The 22,274-nt window shown below is 66.2% G+C and carries 17 protein-coding genes and 1 pseudogene; 3 read left to right on the top strand and 15 right to left on the bottom strand.

The window, feature by feature from the left end; genetic code table 11:
• Window positions 1-138 precede the first annotated feature (138 nt).
• Window positions 139-1,668 carry a class I adenylate-forming enzyme family protein gene (locus WS91_RS22320; protein ID WP_059671037.1) on the top strand — a complete coding sequence of 510 codons (1,530 nt, stop codon included), beginning with the start codon at window positions 139-141 and terminating at the stop codon, window positions 1,666-1,668.
• A 161-nt stretch (window positions 1,669-1,829) separates the two neighbouring features.
• On the opposite strand, the gene WS91_RS22315 is transcribed toward WS91_RS22320, so the two are convergent.
• The gene (locus WS91_RS22315; protein ID WP_038750192.1) at window positions 1,830-2,969 is read right to left on the bottom strand and encodes a branched-chain amino acid ABC transporter substrate-binding protein; all 1,140 of its coding nucleotides are present in this window, start codon (window positions 2,967-2,969) and stop codon (window positions 1,830-1,832) included.
• 84 nt (window positions 2,970-3,053) lie between these two features.
• Entirely contained in the window at window positions 3,054-6,983 is a 3,930-nt protein-coding gene (gene putA / locus WS91_RS22310) for a trifunctional transcriptional regulator/proline dehydrogenase/L-glutamate gamma-semialdehyde dehydrogenase (RefSeq protein ID WP_059577969.1), read from the bottom strand.
• 283 nt (window positions 6,984-7,266) lie between these two features.
• Here putA and WS91_RS34125 point away from each other — a divergent pair, with 283 nt between their 5' ends.
• Window positions 7,267-7,437: a hypothetical protein gene (locus WS91_RS34125; protein ID WP_060821430.1), complete on the top strand. Its 171-nt coding sequence runs from the start codon at window positions 7,267-7,269 to the stop codon at window positions 7,435-7,437.
• Window positions 7,438-7,444: 7 nt separating this feature from the next.
• Here WS91_RS34125 and WS91_RS22305 read toward each other — a convergent pair whose 3' ends face one another.
• Both WS91_RS22305 and hemE read right to left on the bottom strand, forming a co-directional pair.
• On the bottom strand, window positions 7,445-9,712 hold the full coding sequence (locus WS91_RS22305; protein ID WP_059671109.1) for a primosomal protein N': 2,268 nt from the start codon (window positions 9,710-9,712) through the stop codon (window positions 7,445-7,447).
• 440 nt (window positions 9,713-10,152) lie between these two features.
• A complete protein-coding gene (gene hemE, locus WS91_RS22300; RefSeq protein ID WP_038750181.1) occupies window positions 10,153-11,247 on the bottom strand; it encodes a uroporphyrinogen decarboxylase in 1,095 nt (364 codons plus the stop codon).
• 140 nt (window positions 11,248-11,387) lie between these two features.
• Between hemE and WS91_RS22295 the strand changes: the two genes are divergently transcribed.
• Entirely contained in the window at window positions 11,388-12,167 is a 780-nt protein-coding gene (locus WS91_RS22295; protein WP_059671036.1) for a transporter substrate-binding domain-containing protein, read from the top strand.
• Between the two features lie 185 nt (window positions 12,168-12,352).
• On the opposite strand, the gene WS91_RS22290 is transcribed toward WS91_RS22295, so the two are convergent.
• From WS91_RS22290 to atpB, 11 genes and pseudogenes are all read right to left on the bottom strand, one after another.
• Window positions 12,353-12,667: a CoA-binding protein gene (locus WS91_RS22290; RefSeq protein ID WP_231752063.1), complete on the bottom strand. Its 315-nt coding sequence runs from the start codon at window positions 12,665-12,667 to the stop codon at window positions 12,353-12,355.
• A 339-nt stretch (window positions 12,668-13,006) separates the two neighbouring features.
• A pseudogene (locus WS91_RS38015) lies at window positions 13,007-13,204 on the bottom strand (hypothetical protein).
• 31 nt (window positions 13,205-13,235) lie between these two features.
• Window positions 13,236-14,963: an AMP-binding protein gene (locus tag WS91_RS22285; protein WP_059671034.1), complete on the bottom strand. Its 1,728-nt coding sequence runs from the start codon at window positions 14,961-14,963 to the stop codon at window positions 13,236-13,238.
• A gap of 197 nt (window positions 14,964-15,160) precedes the next feature.
• Complete coding sequence (locus WS91_RS22280; protein WP_038750170.1) at window positions 15,161-15,586, bottom strand: F0F1 ATP synthase subunit epsilon; 426 nt, start codon at window positions 15,584-15,586, stop codon at window positions 15,161-15,163.
• A 247-nt stretch (window positions 15,587-15,833) separates the two neighbouring features.
• Window positions 15,834-17,228 (bottom strand): F0F1 ATP synthase subunit beta, encoded by a 1,395-nt coding sequence (gene atpD, locus WS91_RS22275; protein ID WP_038750167.1) that lies wholly within the window; start codon window positions 17,226-17,228, stop codon window positions 15,834-15,836.
• 79 nt (window positions 17,229-17,307) lie between these two features.
• Window positions 17,308-18,183: a F0F1 ATP synthase subunit gamma gene (atpG, locus tag WS91_RS22270; protein ID WP_038750164.1), complete on the bottom strand. Its 876-nt coding sequence runs from the start codon at window positions 18,181-18,183 to the stop codon at window positions 17,308-17,310.
• 71 nt (window positions 18,184-18,254) lie between these two features.
• Window positions 18,255-19,796 carry a F0F1 ATP synthase subunit alpha gene (gene atpA / locus WS91_RS22265; RefSeq protein WP_038750161.1) on the bottom strand — a complete coding sequence of 514 codons (1,542 nt, stop codon included), beginning with the start codon at window positions 19,794-19,796 and terminating at the stop codon, window positions 18,255-18,257.
• Between the two features lie 48 nt (window positions 19,797-19,844).
• Window positions 19,845-20,384, bottom strand: a complete 540-nt coding sequence (locus WS91_RS22260) for a F0F1 ATP synthase subunit delta (RefSeq protein ID WP_038750159.1) — start codon at window positions 20,382-20,384, stop codon at window positions 19,845-19,847.
• Window positions 20,385-20,386: 2 nt separating this feature from the next.
• Entirely contained in the window at window positions 20,387-20,857 is a 471-nt protein-coding gene (locus WS91_RS22255; RefSeq protein ID WP_038750156.1) for a F0F1 ATP synthase subunit B, read from the bottom strand.
• Window positions 20,858-20,990: 133 nt separating this feature from the next.
• Window positions 20,991-21,260: a F0F1 ATP synthase subunit C gene (gene atpE / locus WS91_RS22250; protein ID WP_025990054.1), complete on the bottom strand. Its 270-nt coding sequence runs from the start codon at window positions 21,258-21,260 to the stop codon at window positions 20,991-20,993.
• Window positions 21,261-21,335: 75 nt separating this feature from the next.
• Window positions 21,336-22,187, bottom strand: coding sequence for a F0F1 ATP synthase subunit A (gene atpB, locus WS91_RS22245; protein WP_038750153.1), 852 nt, complete (start codon window positions 22,185-22,187; stop codon window positions 21,336-21,338).
• Between the last annotated feature and the right edge of the window lie 87 nt (window positions 22,188-22,274).

The raw sequence follows: 22,274 nt of genomic DNA, 5'->3' as shown, positions 1-22,274 counted from the left end.
ACTACGCCGCGCCGGCATTAGGCCCAGCCGGCTCCGCCGGCACGGCGCGACATGCGGCGCCTCGCCCGAAGCCGACCGCCGCATGTCGCGCCGCATCCGCCCGAACGATCGCCCGCAGAACGAACGGAGCCCGAAGCGATGAACCTGATTGCCGCACTCGATCGCGCCGCGCGCGCGACGCCCGACAAACCGTTCCTGCGCTACGACGGCGCGACGATCACGTACCGGCACATGCAGCGGCGCTCGCGGCGCGCGGCCGAGGTGCTCGCCGCGCTCGGCATCGCGCCGGGCGAGCGCGTCGCCGCGATGTGCTTCAACACGCCCGCGTTCTTCGATCTGCTCTTCGGCGCGTGGCGCATCGGTGCGGCCGTCGTGCCGATCAACCACAAGCTGCAGGCGCCGGAAGTCGACTACATCCTCGGTCACAGCGCGAGCCGCGCGGTGCTGTTCGACGCCGCGCTCGCGCCCGTGCTCGCGAAGGTCGAGCACGGCGCGCAACGTCTCGCGACCGAGGGCGAGGCGAACGGCGCCGCGCCGTTCGACCGCCTCGTCGCGGATGCGGCCGGCATCGCGTCCGGCACGCCCGACGACACCGCGCTCGCCGAGATCCTCTACACGTCCGGCACGACGGGACGCCCGAAGGGCTGCATGCACAGCCACCGGACGGTCGCGCTCGCCGCCGCGACGAGCGCGCTCGCGCTGTCGATGACCGAGCGCGAGCGCACGCTGACGGCGATGCCGATCTGGCACGCGTCGCCGCTCAACAACTGGTTCGGCGGCACGCTCTACGTGGGCGGCACCGTCGTGCTGATGCGCGACTATCATCCGCTGCGCTTTCTTCAGACGGTCGAAGCCGAGCAGGCGACGCTGTACTTCGGCGCGCCCGTGTCGTACACGCTGCCGCTCGATACGATCGCCGATTTCGCGTCGTTCGACCTGACGAGCATGCGCGCCTGGCTGTACGGCGGCGGGCCGATCGGCGCGGAGCTCGCGCGCCGATTGATGCATGCGTACCGCAACGAGGCGTTCTATCAGGTGTACGGAATGACCGAGACGGGGCCCGCCGGCACCGTGCTGTACCCGTTCGAGCAGACCATGAAGGCCGGTTCGATCGGCCGTCGGGGCACGCCGGGCGTCGACGTGCGGGTCGTGACCGCGTCGGGCGGCGACGCGCGGCCAGGCGAGATCGGCGAAATCCTGCTGCGCGCGGACAGCATGATGCTCGGCTATCTCGACGCCCCCGACGCGACGCGCGCCGCGTTCGCGGACGACGGCTGGTATCGCAGCGGCGACGTCGCGCGCATCGACGACGACGGCTATCTGTTCGTCGTCGACCGGATCAAGGACATGATCGTGACGGGCGGCGAGAACGTCTATTCGAAGGAAGTCGAGGACGTGCTGACCGCGCATCCGGCCGTCGCGGAGGCGGCCGTGATCGGTCGCGCGCATCCGGAATGGGGCGAAACCGTGGTCGCGCACGTCGTGCTGCGCGCGGCCGGCGGCACGAGCGGCGCCGAAGGCGCGGTCGATGCCGACGCGCTGCGCGCGTTCTGCGAAACACGCCTCGCCGCCTACAAGATCCCGCGCGAATACGTGTTCGCCGAGCGCCTGCCGCGCACGCCGACGGGCAAGCTGCAGAAGTACCTGCTGCGCGCACGCGGCGCGTGACGCGACTGCGGCGCACCGTCTGCGCCGTCTTCTTCGCCGCCCGTGCGTCCGGAAAAAACGAAGCCCCGAGTCCGCTTGCGCAGCCTCGGGGCCCGTCGTGATCCACATCGATGCGCGCCGCGAACGCCGCTAGGCGACGCCCGCGTCACGCCGCACGGCGCTTACTTGCCGCCGATGCTCTTGAGCGGCTTCCACTCGCCCTTCTCGACCTTGTACATCGTGATGCCGCCGTTGCGCAGGTCGCCCTTCGTGTCGTACGCGATGTGCGTCGACGTGACGCCCGCCATGTCGGTCTTCGCGAGCAGCGGCAGGTACTTCGCCGGATCGGTCGAATTTGCCTTCTTCATCGCGTTGAACATCGCCATCGCGCCGTCGTAAGCGTACGGCGAGTACGTCTGCACGTCTTCGCCGAAGCGCTTCTTGTACTTGTCCGCGTACGACTTGCCGCCGGGCATTTCGTCGAGCGGCAGGCCGGCGAGCGAAGCGATCGAGCCTTCGGCCGCGTCGCCCGCGATTTTCAGGAACGTCGGCGTGTGCACCATTTCGCCGCCCATCAGCGGCGCCGCGACGCCGAGCGACTTCATCTGCTTGGCCATCGGCGCGGCCTGCGAATCCGCGCCGCCGTAGTAGACGAGATCCGGCTTCGACGCCTTCAGCTTCGTCAGGATCGCCTTGAAGTCGACAGCCTTGTCGTTCGTGAATTCGCGATCGACGATCGTCGCGCCCGCCGCCTTCGCCGCCTTCTCGAACTGGTCGGCGAGACCCTGGCCGTACGCGGTGCGATCGTCGACGATCGCGATCTTCTTCATGCCGAGATCCTTCACCGCGAACGCGCCCGCGACCGAGCCCTGCTGCGTGTCGGACGTCATCATCCGGAAGGTCGTCTTGTAGCCCTGCGTCGTGTACTCGGGCGCGGTTGCCATCGCGATCTGCGGGATGCCCGCGTTCGCGTAGATGCGCGAGGCCGGGATCGTCGTGCCCGAGTTGAAGTGGCCAAGCATGCCCTTGATGCCGTCGTCGACGAGCTTCTGCGCAACCGTCGTGCCGGTGCGCGGGTCGGCCTGGTCGTCCTGCATGTCGAGCACGAACTTCACCGGCTTGCCGCCGATCGTGGGCTTCGTCGCATTGAAGTCCTCGATCGCGAGCACGATGCCGTTCTGCATATCCTTGCCGTAGTGCGCCTGCGCGCCCGTCATCGGCGCCGCGAAGCCGATCTTGACGTCATCCGCGTGCGCCGTCCCCGCGAGCGACATGACCGCGACGAACGTCGCGCCTGCCAGCTTTTTCATCGTGTGTTGCATATCTTCTCCTAGTACCAGGGTAAATGGAGCGACTTCGGGTTCGCCTTGCCGCTTCCGTTTCATGAGGCGAAGGGCAAGGATTGCTCAGCCAATCGTCATCAAATTCGCATTGCCGCCTGCCGCCGCGGTGTTCACGCTCACCGAGCGTTCGGTGAGAAGCCGCTCGAGCGCGTAATCTTCGTCGTCGCCGTTCTCGAACGCGCCCGCCGCCACGCCTTGCACCGATACGATCGGCCCGGGGCGCTGCGCAACCTCCTTCACGAGCGCGAGCAGCTCGTCGCTGTCGCCTTCGAACAGCGCCGCGTCGAACGCCGCGTCCGCCTGCTTCCTCACGCCCGCATGCGCCTTCAGCGACGCCGGCAGCGCCGCGGCGAGCGCCTCGCCCGCCGCGCCCGCGAACAACGCGCGGTTGCCGGTCGCGAGCACCGCCGCGAACTGCGCGCGCGCGCCGCTCGGCGTCGCCGCGATGCACAGCACGGTGCCGCGCGCGCCGAGTGTATACGTATTGCGTTCGCCTGTCGGCCCCGCGAGCACCGCGGTCGCACCGGCCAGCACGTGCGCCAGATAGCCGTCGCAGCGCGCGGCGAGCGCCGGCTCGCGCTGCTCGAGCAGCCAGTCGCGCAGCGCGGTCAGCGCGGCGGACGGATTATCGCGCGTCTCGCCGTCCTGCGGCGCATCGGCGACGAGCGACGCCTCGAGCGACCTCGGCAGCCCCGCCGGGCGCGTCGCGAGGAGGCGCTGCAGATACAGCGCGCCGCCCGCCTTCGGCCCCGTGCCCGACAGCCCTTCGCCGCCGAACGGCTGCACGCCGACCACCGCGCCGATCACGTTGCGGTTCACGTAGATGTTGCCGACGTGCGCGCGCGAGATCACGTGCGCGATCGTCTCGTCGATCCGCGTGTGGATGCCGAGCGTGAGGCCGTAGCCCGTCGCGCGGATCTGCTCGAGCAGCTTGTCGAGGCCGCTGCGGCGATAGCGGACGACGTGCAGCACCGGGCCGAACACTTCGCGCTTCAGCTCGTCGACGTTGCTGATCTCGATGATCGTCGGCGGCACGAACGTGCCTTGCGCGCAGGCTTCCGGCATCGCGAGCTGCGTGACCGCGTGGCCCTTGTCCTTCATCGCCGCGACGTGCGCGTCGATCGTGCGCTTCGCGTCGGCGTCGATCACCGGGCCGACGTCCGCCGACAGGCGATCCGGGTTGCCGAGCGCGAGCTCCTGCATCGCGCCCTTGAGCATCGTCAGCGTGCGATCCGCGACGTCGTCCTGCAGACACAGAACGCGCAGCGCCGAACAGCGTTGGCCGGCCGAGTCGAACGACGACTGCATCACGTCGGCGACGACCTGCTCCGCGAGCGCCGACGAATCGACGATCATCGCGTTCTGGCCGCCCGTCTCGGCGATCAGCGGAATCGGCTTGCCGTCCGGATCGAGGCGCGACGACAGCGTCTTGTTGATGAGGCGCGCGACTTCGGTCGAGCCGGTGAACATCACCGCGCGCGTGCGCGGATCGGCGACGAGCGCCGCGCCCACCGTCTCGCCGTTGCCGGGCAGGAGCTGCACCGCGCCCGCCGGCACGCCGGCGTCGCGCAGCAGGCGCACCGCCTGCGCGGCGATCAGCGGCGTCTGCTCGGCGGGCTTCGCGAGCACCGTGTTGCCGGCCGCCAGGGCGGCGGCCACCTGGCCCATGAAGATCGCGAGCGGGAAGTTCCACGGGCTGATGCAGACGACGGGGCCGAGCGGACGGTGCGTATCGTTCGAGAACTCGTCGCGGATCTGCGCCGAGTAGTAGCGCAGGAAATCGACCGCCTCGCGGATTTCGGCGATCGCGTTCGGCAGCGACTTGCCCGCCTCGCGCACGATCAGGCCCATCAGCGTGTGCATCTGCGCTTCGAGCAGGTCGGCCGCGCGCGCGAGGCAGTCGGCGCGCGCGTCCACGGGCGTCGCCTGCCAGATCGGCGCGGCCGCGACCGCGTGCGCGAGCGCCGCGCTCACCTGCTCGGGCGTCGCCTCGCTGACCGTGCCCACGACGTCGCGCAGATCGGCCGGATTGCGCACGTCGCGCGGCGCGGCGTGCGCGAGCGCTTCGTCGGTGAGCATCGGCGCGGCGCGCCACGGATGATGCGCGCTCGCGAGCAGCGCCGACGACAGCGACGCGAGCCGATGCTCGTTCGACAGATCGAGGCCCATCGAATTGAGGCGCGCGGCGCCGTACAGCTCGCGCGGCAGCGGGATCTTCGCGTGCGGCGCGCCGAGCGGCACGACTTTCCCGGCTTCCTCGACCGGATCGGCGACGAGCTCCTTCACCGACACCGTCTTGTCGGCGATGCGGTTCACGAACGACGTGTTCGCGCCGTTCTCGAGCAGGCGGCGCACGAGGTAGGCGAGCAGCGTCTCGTGCGTGCCGACGGGCGCGTACACGCGGCACGGGCGGTTCAGCTTGTCGCGGCCGGTGACTTCCTCGTAAAGCGGCTCGCCCATCCCGTGCAGACACTGGAATTCGTACTGGCCGGGGTAGTAGTTCTGGCCCGCGAGGTGATAGATCGCGGCGAGCGTGTACGCGTTGTGCGTCGCGAACTGCGGATAGACGGCGTCGGGCGCCGCGAGCAGCTTCTTCGCGCACGCGAGGTACGACACGTCGGTGTAGATCTTGCGCGTGTAGACCGGATAGCCTTCGAGGCCGTCCACTTGCGCGCGCTTGATCTCGGAATCCCAGTACGCGCCCTTCACGAGGCGGATCATCAGGCGATGGCGGCTGCGGCGCGCGAGGTCGACGAGATAATCGATCACGAACGGGCAGCGCTTCTGGTACGCCTGAACGACGAAGCCGATGCCGTTCCAGCCGGCGAGCTCCGAATCGAAGCACAGCGCCTCGAGCAGATCGAGCGACAGCTCGAGCCGGTCCGCCTCCTCGGCGTCGATGTTCAGGCCGATGTCGTAGCGGCGCGCGAGCAGCGCGAGCGAGCGCACGCGCGGCAGCAGCTCGCTCATCGTGCGCTCCTGCTGCGAGCGCGAGTAGCGCGCATGCAGCGCCGACAGCTTGATCGAGATGCCCGGGCCCTCGTAGATGCCGCGGCCGCCGGCCGCCTTGCCGATCGCGTGGATCGCCTGTTCGTACGACGCGTAGTAGCGCAGCGCGTCCTCTTCGGTGGTCGCCGCCTCGCCGAGCATGTCGTACGAGTAGCGGAAGCCGCGCGCCTCGAACTTGCGGCTGTTCGCGAGCGCTTCGGAAATCGTCTCGCCCGTGACGAACTGCTCGCCCATCAGGCGCATCGCCATGTCGACGCCCTTCCTGATCAGCGGCTCGCCGCCCTTGCCGATCAGGCGCGTGAGCGCCGATGAGAGGCCGGCTTCGCTGTTCGTCGTGACGAGCTTGCCCGTGATCATCAGGCCCCAGGTGGCCGCGTTGACGAACAGGGACGGCGCGTGGCCGACATGCGAGCGCCAGTCGCCCTTGCTGATCTTGTCGCGGATCAGGGCGTCGCGCGTCGCGCGGTCGGGGATGCGCAGCAGCGCCTCGGCGAGGCACATCAGCGCGACGCCTTCCTGGCTCGACAGCGAGAATTCGTGGATCAGCCCTTCGACGCCGCCGCCCGAGCTCTTCTCGCGCAGCGCCTCGACGAGGCCCGCGGCCATCGACTGGACATCCGACGCGAGGCTCGCCGGCAGCCGCGCCTCGCCGATCAGGAACGGCACGCATTCGGGCTCCGGACGCCGGTACGCGGCCGTGATCGCCGCGCGCAGCACCGACTGCGGCTGCACGTTCTGCGCGAATTCGAGGAACGGATGCGGCGCGCCGTCATCGTCGCCGTCGGCGTGGCCGTCGGACAGATCGGCCGCGCCCGTGTGACCGGAGAGCTCCGGCGGCAGCTGCCCGTGCTCGATCCGCTCGAGATAAGCGAAGATCGCCTGCTTGATCAGCCAGTGAGGAGTGCGCTCGAGGCGCGACGCCGCGTCCTTCAGACGCGAGCGGAGCAGATCGTCGACTTTGACGCCCAGTGTGGTGCTTGCCATGATTTTCTTCTAGCGCCGACCCGATGCCGGCCAAGGACTTTAAAAGATCGCAAAATCCTAAGACACCCAATAAAAAGGTGCAACCATATCGCACACCTGGTTGCACCCGCACAAATTCCTTTGTTATCAATGAATTAGCTGAAAATCCGCGGCGCGCGCACCACTTTGATCGATCGGTATTTTCCCTGATCCTGTCAGTTTTACTGGCTCGCTTTCCGTGGCAATCTGGCGTGATATCGGATTCACGCGCACCCGCTGCCCGCGGACGCGAAGGAGAAAGTGGATGGACGGATGGGTAGTGATCGGCATCGTGCTCGCCGCGTGGATCGCGGGCGCGATCGTCTTCGTGCACCGCGCGTCGGCGGTGTTCTTTCAGGCGCTAGGCTGCACGCACGGCACGAGGAAAAGCAAGCGCGACGCGCCGCTCGCCGGGCTGCGCCAAGCGCACGAATGACGCGCCGTCAGATGTCGAGCGGATCGACTTCGACGCTCCAGCGCAGCACGCCTTTCAGCTCGCGCAGCAACGGCTGCCAAGCGCGCAGCGTGTGCTGAAGCACCGCGCGCGACGCGCTCTCGATCAGCAGTTGCGCGCGATGGACGTTCGCCACCTTGACGATCGTCATCGGCACGGCGTCGTAGACGGTCACGCGGTCCGCGCCCGGCAGCGTCGAAAACGCGTCGGCCGCCTGCTGTAAAAACGCCAGCGCCGCATCGAGCGTGCGCCCCTCGGCGCGCAGCAGCGCCTGATAGACGAACGGCGGCAGATGCGCGTCGCGCCGCTCGCCGAGCGTCGAGCTCGCAAACCCGACGTAATCTTGCCGCGCGAGCGCGTGATAAAGCGCGTGACGCGGGTAGCGCGTCTGGATCAGCACCTCGCCCGCCAGCCCCGCGCGCCCCGCGCGGCCGCTCACCTGCATGAGTTGCGCGAACAGCCGCTCGCTCGCGCGGAAATCGTGCGAGAAAAGCGCGGTGTCGGCGTTCAGCACGCCGACGAGCGACACCCGCTGGAAATCGTGCCCCTTCGCGATCATTTGCGTGCCGACGAGGATGTCGACTTCGCCCGCATGCACGTCGGAGAAGAGCGCCTGCGCGCTGCCCTTGCGGCGCGTGCTGTCGGCGTCGATGCGCAAAATTCGCGCGCCCGGCACCGCGAGCGCGAGCGTCTCCTCGACGCGCTGCGTGCCGCGGCCGAGCGGCGCGATGTCGACGTTGCCGCATTCCGGGCACGACCGCGGAATCCGCGCCTCCCAGCCGCAGTGGTGGCAGCGCACCGCGTGCTCGGGCTTGTGCATCACGACGTACGCGCTGCAACGCGGGCAGCCGGCCACCCAGCCGCACGCGTCGCACGCGAGCGCGGGCGCATAGCCGCGCCGGTTCAGGAACACGAGGCTCTGCTCGCCGCGCTCGAGACGCGCCTTCAGCGCGGCGACGAGCGGCCCGGACAGCCCGCCCATCGACGCGCGGCCGCGCCGCCGCTCCTCTTCGAGATCGACGAGCCGCACCGTGGGCAGCGCCGCGTCGGCGACCGCGCGCTTCGTCAGCGTGAGCCGCTTGTAGCGGCCCTGCTCGGCCTGCCACCAGGTTTCGAGCGACGGCGTCGCCGAGCCGAGCACGACCGGAATCGCGAGCTGCTTCGCGCGCCAGACGGCCAGATCGCGCGCCGAATAGCGCAACCCTTCCTGCTGCTTGTAAGCGGGCTCGTGCTCTTCGTCGACGACGATCATCGCGAGCGCCGGCAGCGACGCGAGCACCGCGAGCCGCGTGCCGAGCACGATCCGCGCGCGGCCGGTATGCGCGGCGAGCCAATGGCGCGCGCGCTCGCCCTCGGCGAGGCCGCTGTGCAGCGTGACGATCGCGTCGGCGGGCAGCGTCGCCGCGAAGCGCGCGCGAAACGCCGCCTCGAACTGCGGCGTCAGGTTGATCTCGGGCACGAGGACGAGCGCCTGCGCATCGGGCCGCCGGTCGAGCAGCGCGGCGAGCGCGCGCAGATACACCTCGGTCTTGCCGCTGCCCGTCACGCCGTGCAGCAGGAACGGCGCGAAGCCGTCCGCCGACGCGATCGCGTCGAGCGCTTCGGCCTGCTGGTCGGTCAGTTGCGGCGGCGTCGCGACCGCGCGCCGCTCGGCTGGGATCGCCGGGTTATCCACACGCTGCGCGCCAGCGTCCGTGATCGCAATTTCGTCGCACGCGGCCCATCCTTGCGCCTGCCAGTCGTCCAGCACCGCAGCAGCCTTCGGATGCAGCGCGCGAACCTCGGCGAGCGACAGCGCGGGCGCATCGGCGAGCGCCTGCGCGAGCCGGCGCAGCGCGGCGCCGCGCGCGGGCAGCGCGTCCGGCAGCGCCGTGCGCCCGGCGTCGAGCAACCGGTAGCGCAATTCGGGCGCGAGCAGGCGCCCCCAGCGCGGCACGTCGCGCAGCGCCTGCGGCAGCGCGGGCAGCGCGACCTCGCCCAGTCCGCGCTGGTAATAGTCGGCCGCGAACGCGGCGAGATCGAGCCATTGCCGCGACAGCGGCGGCAACTCAGCGCACACGGCGTCGACGGCCTTCAGCTTGCCGGCCGGCACATCCGTGTGAGCGGTCACTTCGCAGACGAGCCCGACCGCGCTGCGGCGGCCGAACGGCACTTGCACGAGCATCCCCGGCACGGCCGGGGCGTCGGCGCGATAGCGGTAGTCGAACAGCGTCGGCAGCGGATGGTCGAGCGCGACGCGCACGAACGCGTCAGCCATCGGTGCGGCACCGCCGAATGCCGCCATGCGCGGCAGGCCAGGCATCCGCGACGCCCGCGAAGTTAAAGTGAAACATCACTTTCGGCGCTAAGTTTTGGATTCTCATTAAGAATCGCGGCGCGTCCGCCGATCCTGTGGATAACTTTGTTGAGAACTCGCCCTCGAGGGCCGCGAAAAGCCGCTGCGCACGGCGATCCACTGCTTTTTCGCGATACGGCGGGCCGGCCGGGAAGCCTTATCCCGCAAGGCTGCTATCCAATTTCCGGCGTCATAGCGCGGCCCGTTCGTCGATATAGCCCTCTACCGCGCTGCAACGAGGGAAATGTGCATAAGTCAAGTCTTGACAAGCATGAGAACGCCATCGGACGGGCGCTTGCGCCCTGTTTAGCCGCGTTTGCGCAAACTCGCCCCACCGCGCCGCAGCATCGGGCCGCTTGCGATCACGATTCTGATCCGCTACGGATCGCGCGGCTATGGCGATGCACTTCGTCGACGAGTTCCGCGACATGCTCGGGCGGCGTGAACTGCGAGATGCCGTGACCGAGGTTGAACACATGGCCCGGGTGATTGCCGTAGCTGTCGAGCACCGCGCGCGCTTCGGCGCGGATCGTCTCGGGCGGAGCGAAGAGGATCGTCGGATCGAGGTTGCCTTGCAGGGCGACGCGCCCCGCGACGCGCTCGCGCGCGCGGCCGAGGTTGACCGTCCAGTCGAGCCCGACCGCGTCGACGCCCGTCGCCGCGATGTCCTCGAGCCAGAGCCCGCCGCCCTTCGTGAACGCGATCGCCGGCACGCGCGCGCCGTCGTGCTCGCGTTTGAGCTGCGAGACGACGCGCCGGACGTAGTCGAGCGAGAAGCGCTGGTACGCGCCGTCGGCGAGCGCGCCGCCCCATGTGTCGAAGATCATCACGGCCTGCGCGCCCGCTTCGATCTGCGCGTTCAGATACGCGGCCACCGCCTGCGCGTTGACGTCGAGAATCCGGTGCATCAGGTCGGGGCGCGCGTACGCCATCGACTTCACCGTGCGGAAATCGTCCGAGCCGCCGCCTTCGACCATGTAGCACGCGAGCGTCCACGGGCTGCCGGAGAAGCCGATCAGCGGCACGCGCTGGCGGCCCTCGCCGTCCGTGAGCGCGCGGCGGATCTCGCGCACCGCGTCGGTCACGTAGCCGAGCGTCGCGCCGATGTCCGGCACCGCGAGCCTCGCCACGTCGGCCTCGGTGCGCACCGGACGCGCGAACTTCGGCCCTTCGCCCGCGGCGAAATCGAGGCCGAGCCCCATCGCATCGGGGATCGTCAGGATGTCGGAGAACAGGATCGCGGCGTCGAGCGGGAAGCGCTCGAGCGGCTGCAGCGTGACTTCGGTCGCGTAATCGGGCTGCTTCGCGAGCCCGAGGAAGCTGCCCGCGCGGGCGCGCGTCGCGTTGTATTCGGGCAGATAGCGGCCCGCCTGGCGCATCAGCCAGATCGGCGTGTAGTCGGTCGGCTCGCGCAGGAGCGCGCGCAGGAAGGTGTCGTTGATGAGAGTCTGGGCCACGATGAATGCGACGAAGCGGGAACGCAAAGCGGCATTTTACCGGACGCGGCGCTTCGCTCGGCGTTCGCGGCCATATGACGCTCGCCGCCGCTCCGTTATGATCCGGCGTTCCAACCAGCCGTCCGTATCGAGGAGACACGATGAACAAGACGTTGCTCGCGCTCGCCTGCTGGGCGGGCTTCGCCCATGCGCAAACGGCGCCGCAGCCCGCCGCCCCCGCGTCGCGGCTCGACGACGTGCTCGCGCGCGGCACACTGCGCATCTGCACGACGGGCGACTACAAGCCCTATACGTACCGGCGCGAGGACGGCGCATTCGAAGGGATCGACATCGACATGGCGGCATCGCTCGCGAAATCGCTCGGCGTGAAGACGGAATTCGTGAAGACCGCCTGGCCGACGCTCACGAACGATTTCGTCGCGAAGTGCGACATCGCGGTGGGCGGCATCTCGACGACGCTCGAGCGTCAGAAGCGCGCTTTCTTCACGCAGCCGTACGTGACCGACGGCAAGACGCCGATCGTGCGCTGCGCGGACGCCGCGCGCTACCAGACGATCGCGCAGATCGACGAGCCGCAGACGCGCGTGATCGTGAACCCGGGCGGCACGAACGAGCGTTTTGCGAAGCAGCATTTCACGCGCGCGAAGATCACCGTCTTCCCGGACAACGTGACGATCTTCAAGCAGATCCTCGCGGGCAACGCCGACGTGATGGTCACGGACGCGTCCGAGACGCTGCTGCAGCAAAAACTGAATCCGGGCCTTTGCTCGGTGCATCCGGACAAGCCGTTCCAGTTCGGCGAGAAGGCGTACATGGTGCCGCGCGGCGACGTCGTGTTCCAGCAGTACGTCGATCAGTGGCTGCACCTCGCGCGCGAGACGGGCGAGCTTCAGGCGATTTCGGACAAGTGGCTCAAGTAGCCGTAGCCGCGAGGTCGCGACGGATGCGCGACGAGAGAAGCGCGTGCGGCGGCGGCATTGCGCCGCAGCACGCGAGGTTGCGTGCGAACGCGCCTAGCATGCACGGATGAGCCGAAGCCGCGATGACGCGCCGCGGCCGCGCGCATGCGGCTCGCGGCTCGCGCCCCGAATCGCGCGGCGCGCGGCTATGCGAAGAGCCGCCGATGCTCGATCTTCACGCAGCGATCAGCAACGAAGTCGAGCCCCGCCGCCCGCGCTTTCCCTGCATCCGCGCCGTGCACGACGCCGAGTTGCAGCCAGACCGAACGCGCGGCGATCTCGATCGCCGCATCGGCGACGGGCGGCACGTCCGCGGACTTGCGGAACACGCCGACCATGCCGATCTCGACGCCTTGCGCCGCGCGCGCGTCGGCGAGCGACGCATGGACGGGCTCGCCGCGCACCGTCGTTGCAGCGAGGAGCGAATTGACGGGCACGATCCGATTGCCGTTTTGCTGCATGTACGCAGCGGCTTCATAACTGGGCCGATATCGCTTATCCGAAAGGCCGACTACCGCGATCACGCAATCGCGTTTCAAAATCTTTCTCAGTACTTCGTCAGTCGATATCGCCGTCATTTCAATGCATGTTTGATCGTGCCCGAAAATCGGAGCAATCAAGCCTAGCCCATCGTAAAAGGGGCCTGGCCGGCCCGGAAAATGCCATATTTTGAGACGGTAAAAATGACTTTCTACCCCCTTTCAAAACAGTAAAAAATCCCGCAAAGCCTTATCTGACGGGGGTTACAACCTGAAACACTTTGTTACCGCGATGCTTGGTCAATTCGCCCAAAATGCCTCTCACGGTTTCAACACGGATGCGGTCTCTCGTGTGCGGCGTGTGAGCGGACACAAGCACGAATAAACGAGCCCGTCGGTCTCGTACCGAATCCCTTCTCAGGGGCATCCTTGTTGGAGTCGTTGTCGGCCCACGCCGATGCACTCCATCTTTGGTCTCCTCGCGCTAACCCCGTAGCGTGTGGTTTTTAGCGGGCTCATCAGCCCGCTTTTTTTCGTCCATCGAAAAGCATCACGCCGTCTTCTGCACGGTCAATCCCAGTTCGTCGATCATCCGTTCGCGCATCACGAATTTCTGAACCTTGCCGGTCACGGTCATCGGCAGTTCGTCGACGAAGCGCACGAAGCGCGGCACCTTGTAATGCGCGATCTGATCGCGGCAGAACTCGCGCAGCTCGTCCTCCGTCATCGTCTCGCCCGCGCGCAGCACGATCCACGCGCACACTTCCTCGCCATATTTCGCATCGGGAACGCCGAACACCTGCACGCTCTGAATCTTCGGATGCCGAAACAGAAACTCCTCGATCTCGCGCGGATAGATGTTCTCGCCGCCGCGAATCAACATGTCCTTCAGGCGCCCGACGATGTTGCAGAAGCCCTCTTCGTCGAGCGTCGCGAGGTCGCCCGTGCGCATCCAGCCGTCGACGACGGCCTCGCGCGTTCGCGCTTCGTCGTCCCAGTAGCCGAGCATCACCGAATAGCCGCGCGTGCACAGCTCGCCCGTCTCGCCGACGGGCACGATCGCGCCCGTCGCGTCGACGATCTTCGCCTCCAGATGCGGCTGAATGCGCCCGACCGTCGTCGTGCGCTTTTCGAGCGAGTCGGTGGTCGAGCTCTGGAACGACACGGGGCTCGTCTCCGTCATCCCGTAAGCGATCGTCACCTCGGACATGTGCATCTTCGCAACGACGCGCTTCATCGTCTCGATCGGGCACGGCGAGCCCGCCATGATGCCCGTGCGCAGCGCGCTCAGATCGAAGCGATCGAAGTCGGGATGATCGAGCTCGGCGATGAACATCGTCGGCACGCCCTGCAGCGCGGTGCAGCGCTCGCCGGACACCGCGGCGAGCGTCGCGCCCGGCTCGAACGCCTCGCCGGGAAACACCATCTTCGCGCCCACCGACACGCATGCGAGCACCGAGAGCACCATCCCGAAGCAGTGATAGAGCGGCACCGGAATGCACATCGCGTCGGCCTCGGTAAGCCGCATCACGCTCGCGATCGAGCGCGCGTTGTTGACGACGTTGCGATGCGTGAGCGTCGCGCCCTTCGGGCTGCCCGTCGTGCCGCTCGTGAACTGGATGTTGATCGGATCGCGGCAATCGAGCGTCGCGCCGATCGCATCGAGCCTCGCGTGATCGAGCGCGGCCCGGCCGCGCGCGAGCACGTCGGCGAAGCTCAGCATGCCCGCCGGCGCGGCGTCGCTCAGCGTGACGACCGTGCGCAGGCTCGGCACGCGCGCCGCGTGCAGCGCGCCGCTCGCGTGCGTCGCGAGCTCCGGCGCGATCTCGGCGATCATCTTGGTGTAGGCGGACGTCTTGAAGCGCTCCGCCGCGATCAACAGCTTGCAGCCGACCTTGTTCAGCGCGTATTCGAGCTCGGCGAGCCGATAGGCGGGATTGACGTTGACGAGCACCGCGCCGACGCGCGCGGTCGCGAATTGCGTGAGCAGCCATTCGGCGCGGTTCGGCGACCAGATGCCGACGCGCTCGCCCCGTTCGATGCCGAGCTCGATCAGCGCGGCCGCGAGCACGTCGACTTCGTGCGCGAACTCGCGCCACGTCCAGCGCACGCCCTGCTCGCGGAACACGACCGCGGGCCGTTCGGGAAAGCGCGCGACCGTGTCGCGCAGAAACCGCCCGATCGTTGCGTCGCTCAACGGAACCTCCGTCGAGCCGCGCACGTACGAAAGCCCGCCCTGCGGCGCAATCAGCGCGCCGACGCCTGAATCTGCTGCCATGAGAGTGTCTCCGCCATTGAAACGTTCCAGGAACGTTTCGTCGTTTTGGATGTGCTTCTGTAAATTATTCTGCCATCCGCTTACGACACTCTGACATCAAGTGTTACCCGCAACGCGCGGTGCGCCGGAAAACGAAAAAGCAGCCCGAAGGCTGCCTTTTCGATGCAAAACGCGAACCGAACGCGCGATCGCTTCTTTCAGTGCTTGCCGCGGATCTTCGCGAGACGCTGGATCGCTTCGAGCTGCGCCATCGCGGTCGCAAGTTCCGACTGCGCCTTCGCGAGATCGATGTCCGACTTCGCGTTCTGCAGCGTTTCCTCCGCGCGCTTTCTCGCGTCCTCGGCCTTCGCCGCGTCGAGATCCTTGCCGCGAATCGCGGTGTCGGCGAGCACCGTCACGGCGCCCGGCTGCACTTCGAGAATGCCGCCCGCGACAAACACGAACTCCTCGTCGCCGCTCTCGGCCTCGATGCGCACCGCACCCGGACGAATCCGCGTGATGAGCGGCGTGTGGCCCGGCAGAATGCCCAGCTCGCCCGCTTCGCCCGGCAGCGCGACGAACTTCGCCTGGCCCGAGAAGATCTGCTCTTCCGCGCTGACGACGTCTACTTTGATGGTTGCCATATCGACTCCTGTCGACGGGAGTTAGCGCTTTAGCGCTTACTCCCGTCCCATGCCGCGGTTGGCAAGAGTGAGCGCTTCAGCGCTTACTCTTGCCCCGCGACGGTCGATCGGAGTGAGCGCTTCAGCGCTTGCTCCGATCCCATGCAAGGGGCACGGTTGAGCGTATTACATGGGCGCCCGCCCGCGATACGCCACCGAACGGATAGCGTTCGCGCACGCGAGGCGCCCGCTGCGTTACACCCGACCTTTACTGGATCTTCTTGGCCTTCTCGAAGGCTTCGTCGATCGTGCCGACCATGTAGAACGCCTGTTCCGGCAGGTGGTCGCACTCGCCGTCGACGATCATCTTGAAACCGCGGATCGTTTCCTTCAGCGGCACGTACTTGCCAGGCGAGCCCGTGAACACTTCAGCGACGTGGAACGGCTGCGACAGGAAACGCTGGATCTTACGCGCGCGCGCGACCGACAGCTTGTCTTCCGGCGACAGTTCGTCCATGCCCAGAATCGCGATGATGTCGCGCAGTTCCTTGTAGCGCTGCAGCGTCTGCTGAACGCGGCGCGTGATCGTGTAGTGCTCTTCGCCGATCACGTTCGGGTCGATCTGGCGCGACGTCGAATCGAGCGGGTCGACCGCCGGGTAGATACCCAGCGAGGCGATGTCACGCGACAGAACGACGGTTGCGTCCAAGTGGCCGAAGGTGGTGGCCGGCGACGGGTCGGTCAAGTCATCCGCAGGGACGTACACGGCCTGAACCGACGTGATCGAGCCCTTCTTGGTCGACGTGATGCGCTCTTGCAGCTTGCCCATTTCTTCAGCCAGCGTCGGCTGATAGCCCACCGCCGACGGCATACGGCCGAGCAGTGCCGACACTTCGGTGCCGGCCAGCGTGAAACGGTAGATGTTGTCGACGAAGAACAGCACGTCGAGGCCTTCGTCACGGAAGTGCTCGGCCATCGTCAGGCCGGTCAGCGCGACGCGCAGACGGTTGCCCGGCGGCTCGTTCATCTGGCCGTACACCAGCGCGACCTTGTCGAGAACGTTCGAGTCCTTCATTTCGTGGTAGAAGTCGTTCCCTTCACGGGTACGCTCGCCCACGCCCGCGAACACGGAGTAGCCGCCGTGCTCCTTCGCGATGTTGTTGATGAGCTCCATCATGTTGACGGTCTTGCCCACGCCCGCACCGCCGAACAGACCGACCTTGCCGCCCTTGGCGAACGGGCAGATCAGGTCGATGACCTTGATGCCCGTTTCGAGCAACTCGGTCGACGGCGACAGTTCGTCGAACGCCGGCGCCTTCTGGTGGATCGAGCGCTTGTGTTCGCTCACGATCGGGCCGGCCTCGTCGATCGGACGGCCGAGCACGTCCATGATCCGGCCGAGGGTCGGCTTGCCGACCGGCACCGAGATCGGCTGGTTCGTGTTCTTCACGACCAGGCCGCGGCGCAGGCCGTCGGATGCGCCCAGACAGATGGTGCGGACCACGCCGTCGCCCAGTTGCTGCTGGACTTCGAGCGTCAGTTCCGAGCCGTCGAGAATGAGCGCGTCGTAGATCTTCGGCATGCTCTCGCGCGGGAATTCCACGTCGATAACGGCGCCGATGCACTGTACGATCTTGCCTTCTACCAAAGCAGCAGTACTCATCGCTTTTCCTTTAAATACCTGATTCTTTACTCGCGCAAAGGCGCAGTTTCGAGCCGCAGCAGGCGTCGCGCGTTCCGCGTTACACCGCGGCGGCGCCGCCGACGATCTCCGACAGTTCCTTCGTGATCGCTGCCTGACGGCTCTTGTTGTACGACAGTTGGAGCTCGCTGATCACCGTCTTCGCATTATCCGAAGCGGCCTTCATCGCGACCATCCGCGCCGATTGCTCCGACGCCATGTTTTCCGCGACGGCCTGGTACACCAGCGCTTCGACGTAACGCACGAGCAGCTCGTCGACCACCGCCTGCGCATCCGGTTCGTAGATGTAATCCCACGACGAGGCGGGCATGCCGTCGCTGCTGTCGAAATGTTCGGTCGACAGCGGCAGCAATTGCTCGATCACCGCTTCCTGCTTCATCGTGTTGATGAAGCGCGTGTACGCGAGATAAACGGCCGACAGCTTGCCTTCCGAATAGAGATCGAGCTGCACCTTCACCGCGCCGATCAGCTTGTCGAGGTGCGGCGTATCGCCGAGATGCACGACTTGCGAGATCACCTTGGCGCCGAAACGGTTCAGAAAGCCGAGGCCCTTGCTACCGATCGCGGTGGCTTCGAGCTTCTGGCCCTTGTCGTCGAGCTCCTTGAACTTCTGAATCGACGCACGCAGCACGTTCGTGTTCAGACCGCCGCACAGACCCTTGTCGGTCGTGACGAGGATGATGCCCGCGGTCTTCGCGCCGTCGTTCGCCACCATGAACGGGTGGCGGTACTCCGGGGTCGAACGGCTCATGTGCGCGGCGATGGCGCGGACCTTGTCGGCATACGGGCGAGCAGCACGCATGCGTTCCTGAGCGCGGCGCATCTTCGATGCCGCCACCATCTCCATCGCCTTCGTGATCTTGCGCGTGTTCTGCACGCTCTTGATCTTGCCGCGAATTTCCTTCATTCCAGCCATTGCTTGCTCCTTGACCGAAGCGGGGCGAGCGCTTTACGCAACCCGCACCACTTCAAGGCGTCCCTCGCGGATCAATAGGCACCCGACTTCTTGAAGTCCTTCAGAGCGGCGTGCAGCGCGCTCTCGTCGTCCTTCGACAAGTCTTTCGTGTCTTCGATACGCTTGATGAGGTCAGCGTGGCTCGTCTTCAGATATTCGCGCAGGCCTTTTTCGAACGGCAGGACGTCCTTGACGTCCAGATCGTCGAGGTAGCCGTTGTTCGCCGCGAACAGCGACACGGCCAGCTCCCACACCTGCAGCGGCTGGTACTGCGGCTGCTTCAGCAGTTCCGTCACGCGGCGGCCGCGCTCGAGCTGCTTGCGGGTCGCTTCGTCGAGATCCGACGCGAACTGCGCGAACGCGGCCAGTTCACGGTACTGCGCGAGGTCGGTACGGATACCGCCGGAGAGCTTCTTCACGACCTTCGTCTGAGCGGCGCCACCGACGCGCGACACCGACACGCCCGCATTGATCGCCGGACGGATGCCCGCGTTGAACAGGTCGGTTTCGAGGAAGATCTGGCCGTCGGTGATCGAAATCACGTTCGTCGGAACGAATGCGGTCACGTCGCCCGCTTGCGTCTCGATGACGGGGAGTGCCGTCAGCGAACCGCTCTTGCCCTTCACTTCGCCGTTCGTGAACTTCTCGACGTACTCTTCCGACACGCGAGCCGCGCGCTCGAGCAGACGCGAGTGCAGATAGAACACGTCGCCCGGGTACGCTTCACGGCCCGGCGGGCGGCGCAGCAGCAGCGAGATCTGACGATACGCCCAAGCCTGCTTGGTCAAGTCGTCGTAAATGATGAGGGCGTCCTGGCCGCGATCGCGGAAGTATTCGCCCATCGTGCAGCCGGCGTACGGCGCGAGGTATTGCATCGCGGCCGATTCCGAAGCCGAAGCGGCGACGACGATCGTGTATTCGAGCGCGCCGGTTTCTTCGAGCTTGCGCACCACGTTCATGATCGACGAAGCCTTCTGGCCGATCGCGACGTAGATACAGATGAGATCCTTGCCCTTCTGGTTGATGATCGTGTCGATCGCCACCGCGGTCTTGCCGCACTGACGGTCGCCGATGATCAGCTCGCGCTGGCCGCGGCCGATCGGCACCATCGAGTCGATCGACTTCAGGCCCGTCTGCACCGGCTGCGACACCGACTTACGCCAGATCACGCCCGGGGCGATCTTCTCGATCGCGTCGGTCAGCTTCGCGTTGACCGGGCCCTTGCCGTCGATCGGGTTGCCGAGCGCGTCGACCACACGGCCGACGAGCTCCGGACCAACCGGGACTTCCAGAATGCGGCCCGTCGTCTTGACGATGTCGCCTTCGGAAATGTGTTCGTATTCGCCGAGAATCACCGCGCCGACCGAGTCGCGCTCGAGGTTCAGCGCGAGGCCGAACGTGTTGCCCGGGAATTCGAGCATTTCGCCCTGCATCACGTCGGACAAACCGTGGATGCGCACGATACCGTCGGTCACGGAAATCACGGTGCCCTGGTTGCGAACGTCTGCGCTCGCTTCAAGGCCCTGGATCCGGCTCTTGATCAGCTCGCTGATCTCAGAGGGATTGAGTTGCATTATTCGCTCCTGATATTCAATTCTGTTGCGTGCCGGCTGCGTAGGCGCTCAGGCGGTCAAAGCCACCTGCATGCCGGCGAGCCGCGCGCGGACCGAGGTATCGAGCACTTCGTCGCCAACCGTCACGCGCACGCCGCCGATCAGCGACGAATCGATTTCGACCGTCGGCTTCAGCTTGCGCTTGAACCTGCGCTCGAGGTTTTCGACGAGTTCGGTGAGCTGCGCGCCTTCCAGCGGGAACGCGCTGACGATCAGCGCATCCGCCGCGCCTTCGCGCGCATTCTTCAGCTCGTCGAACTGCGCGGAGATTTCCGGCAACAGCGCGATACGATGATTTTCGACCAGCATCCCCACGAAGTTCTTCGCTTCCGCAGTGGTCGCGAGCGGCGCCTTCACCGCGGCGAGCAGCAGCTCGCTGACTTGCGCGCGGCTCACCTTCGGACTCGACGCGACGGACAGCACTTCGGGCAGGTGCGCAACCTGAGCCAGCTCTTGCACGAGCGTGGACCAGGCGGCGATGTCACCACCCTCGGCCACGCGGAACAGCGCTTCTGCGTAAGGGCGGGCGATGGTTGCAAGTTCGGCCATGATCAGAGCTCGGCTTTCAGTTGATTCAGCAGTTCGGCGTGGGCCGCATGATCGACTTCGCGCTTCAGGATCTGCTCGGCGCCCTTCACGGCCAGCGAGGCGACTTCGCCGCGCAGCGTTTCACGGGCCTTCACGATTTGCTGATCGGCATCCGCCTTCGCCTGAGCGATGATGCGGGCCGCTTCGGCCTGGGCGTTCGCCTTGATTTCTTCGGCGACAGCCTGCGCGCGCTTTTCGGCTTCGGCGATGCGCTGCTGGCCGTCGTTACGGGCCTGCGCGAGTTCCTGGTCGACGCGCTTGTGCGCCGCTGCGAGTTCCGCCTGCCCCTTTTCCGCAGCCGAGAGGCCATCGGCAATTTTCTTCGAGCGCTCGTCGAGGGCGTTGATCAACGGCGGCCACACGAACTTCATCGTGAACCACGCGAGGACCAGGAACACGACCATTTGCGCAAACAGGGTTGCGTTGAGATTCACGGTGTTTCCTTAATCTGCTATTCCGGAAAAATGAAACGACGAGGAGCGCACCGAAAAAAGCTTTCGAGTCGCGCTCACTTTCCGTTCCGCCCTGCGCCGGCAAGCCTGGCGCATTGGTATTTCCGAGGAACCCTTAGCCCGCGAGCTTCGACAGGAGCGGGTTCGCGAATGCAAACAGCATGGCCACACCCACGCCAATCAGGAACGCCGCATCGATCAGACCAGCCAGCAGGAACATCTTCGTTTGCAGCGGGTTGATCAGTTCCGGCTGACGTGCGCAAGCTTCGATGTACTTGCCGCCCATCAGGCCGATACCGATACAGGCGCCGATTGCACCCAGGCCGATGATGATACCGATACCGATAGCGGTCAGACCTTGGATGTTGGCGATGAAAGCTTGCATGATCACTCCTTTGAGAAAAGACTTGGAACTGGAATTAAAAAACTGAAAACAAACCTGCTTGATTGTCCGGCACGCTTAGTGCGACTCGTGCGCCTGACCGAGATACACCAGCGTCAGCATCATGAAAATGAACGCTTGCAGCAGAACAATCAGAATGTGGAAGATCGCCCAGATACTGCCTGCGAGGACATGACCGATGAAGCCGAGTATCGTTGCGTCCGCACCGAAGCCCCACATGCTGCCGAGGAGGGCGATCAGCAGGAACAGCAACTCACCCGCGTACATGTTGCCGAACAGCCGCATGCCGAGCGACACGGTCTTCGCGACATATTCGACGATGTTCAACGCAAGGTTCGGAATCCACAGCAGCGGATGCGCACCGAACGGGGCCGACAGGAGCTCGTGCGCGAAACCGCCCGGGCCCTTGATCTTGAGGCTGTAGTAGATCATCAGCACGAACACGCCGAGCGCGATGCCGAGCGTGCCGTTCAGGTCGGCCGTCGGCACGATGCGATGATGCGAAATGACTTGCGACAGGCCCAGCAAGCCGATCACGCGGCCCGGCAGGTCGACGGGGAGGAAGTCGAGCGAGTTCATCAGCGCGACCCAGACGAACACGGTCAGCGCGAGCGGCGCGATAAAGGTACGATTGCCGTGAACGACCGCCTTCGACTGGTCTTCGACCATTTCGACGATCATTTCGATCAGGCACTGGAAGCGCCCCGGCACGCCCGGCGTCGCCTTGCGCGCGGCCAGGCGCAGGATGAGGATGGTGACGAGGCCGCAGACGATCGACCAGAACAGCGTGTCGAGATTCCAGACGTGGATATCGAAGATCGACGTCTGATGCGCGGTGGAAAGGTTTTGCAGGTGGTGCGCAATGTACTCGGACGGGTCCAGAGCACGCGTTCCTTCGCTAGCTGCCATAATCGTTGATGTCACCCAAATTGTCGAAAATCGGTTATCCGCTTCGCCGCAATAGCGCATTGCGGGAACGGGCCCACGCGAGAACTG

The sequence above is a fragment of the Burkholderia sp. MSMB1498 genome (genome assembly GCF_001526245.1).
GTDB lineage: Bacteria > Pseudomonadota > Gammaproteobacteria > Burkholderiales > Burkholderiaceae > Burkholderia > Burkholderia savannae.
Note: the sequence above shows the minus strand (reverse complement) of the source record. Positions and strands in the feature narration are given on the sequence as shown.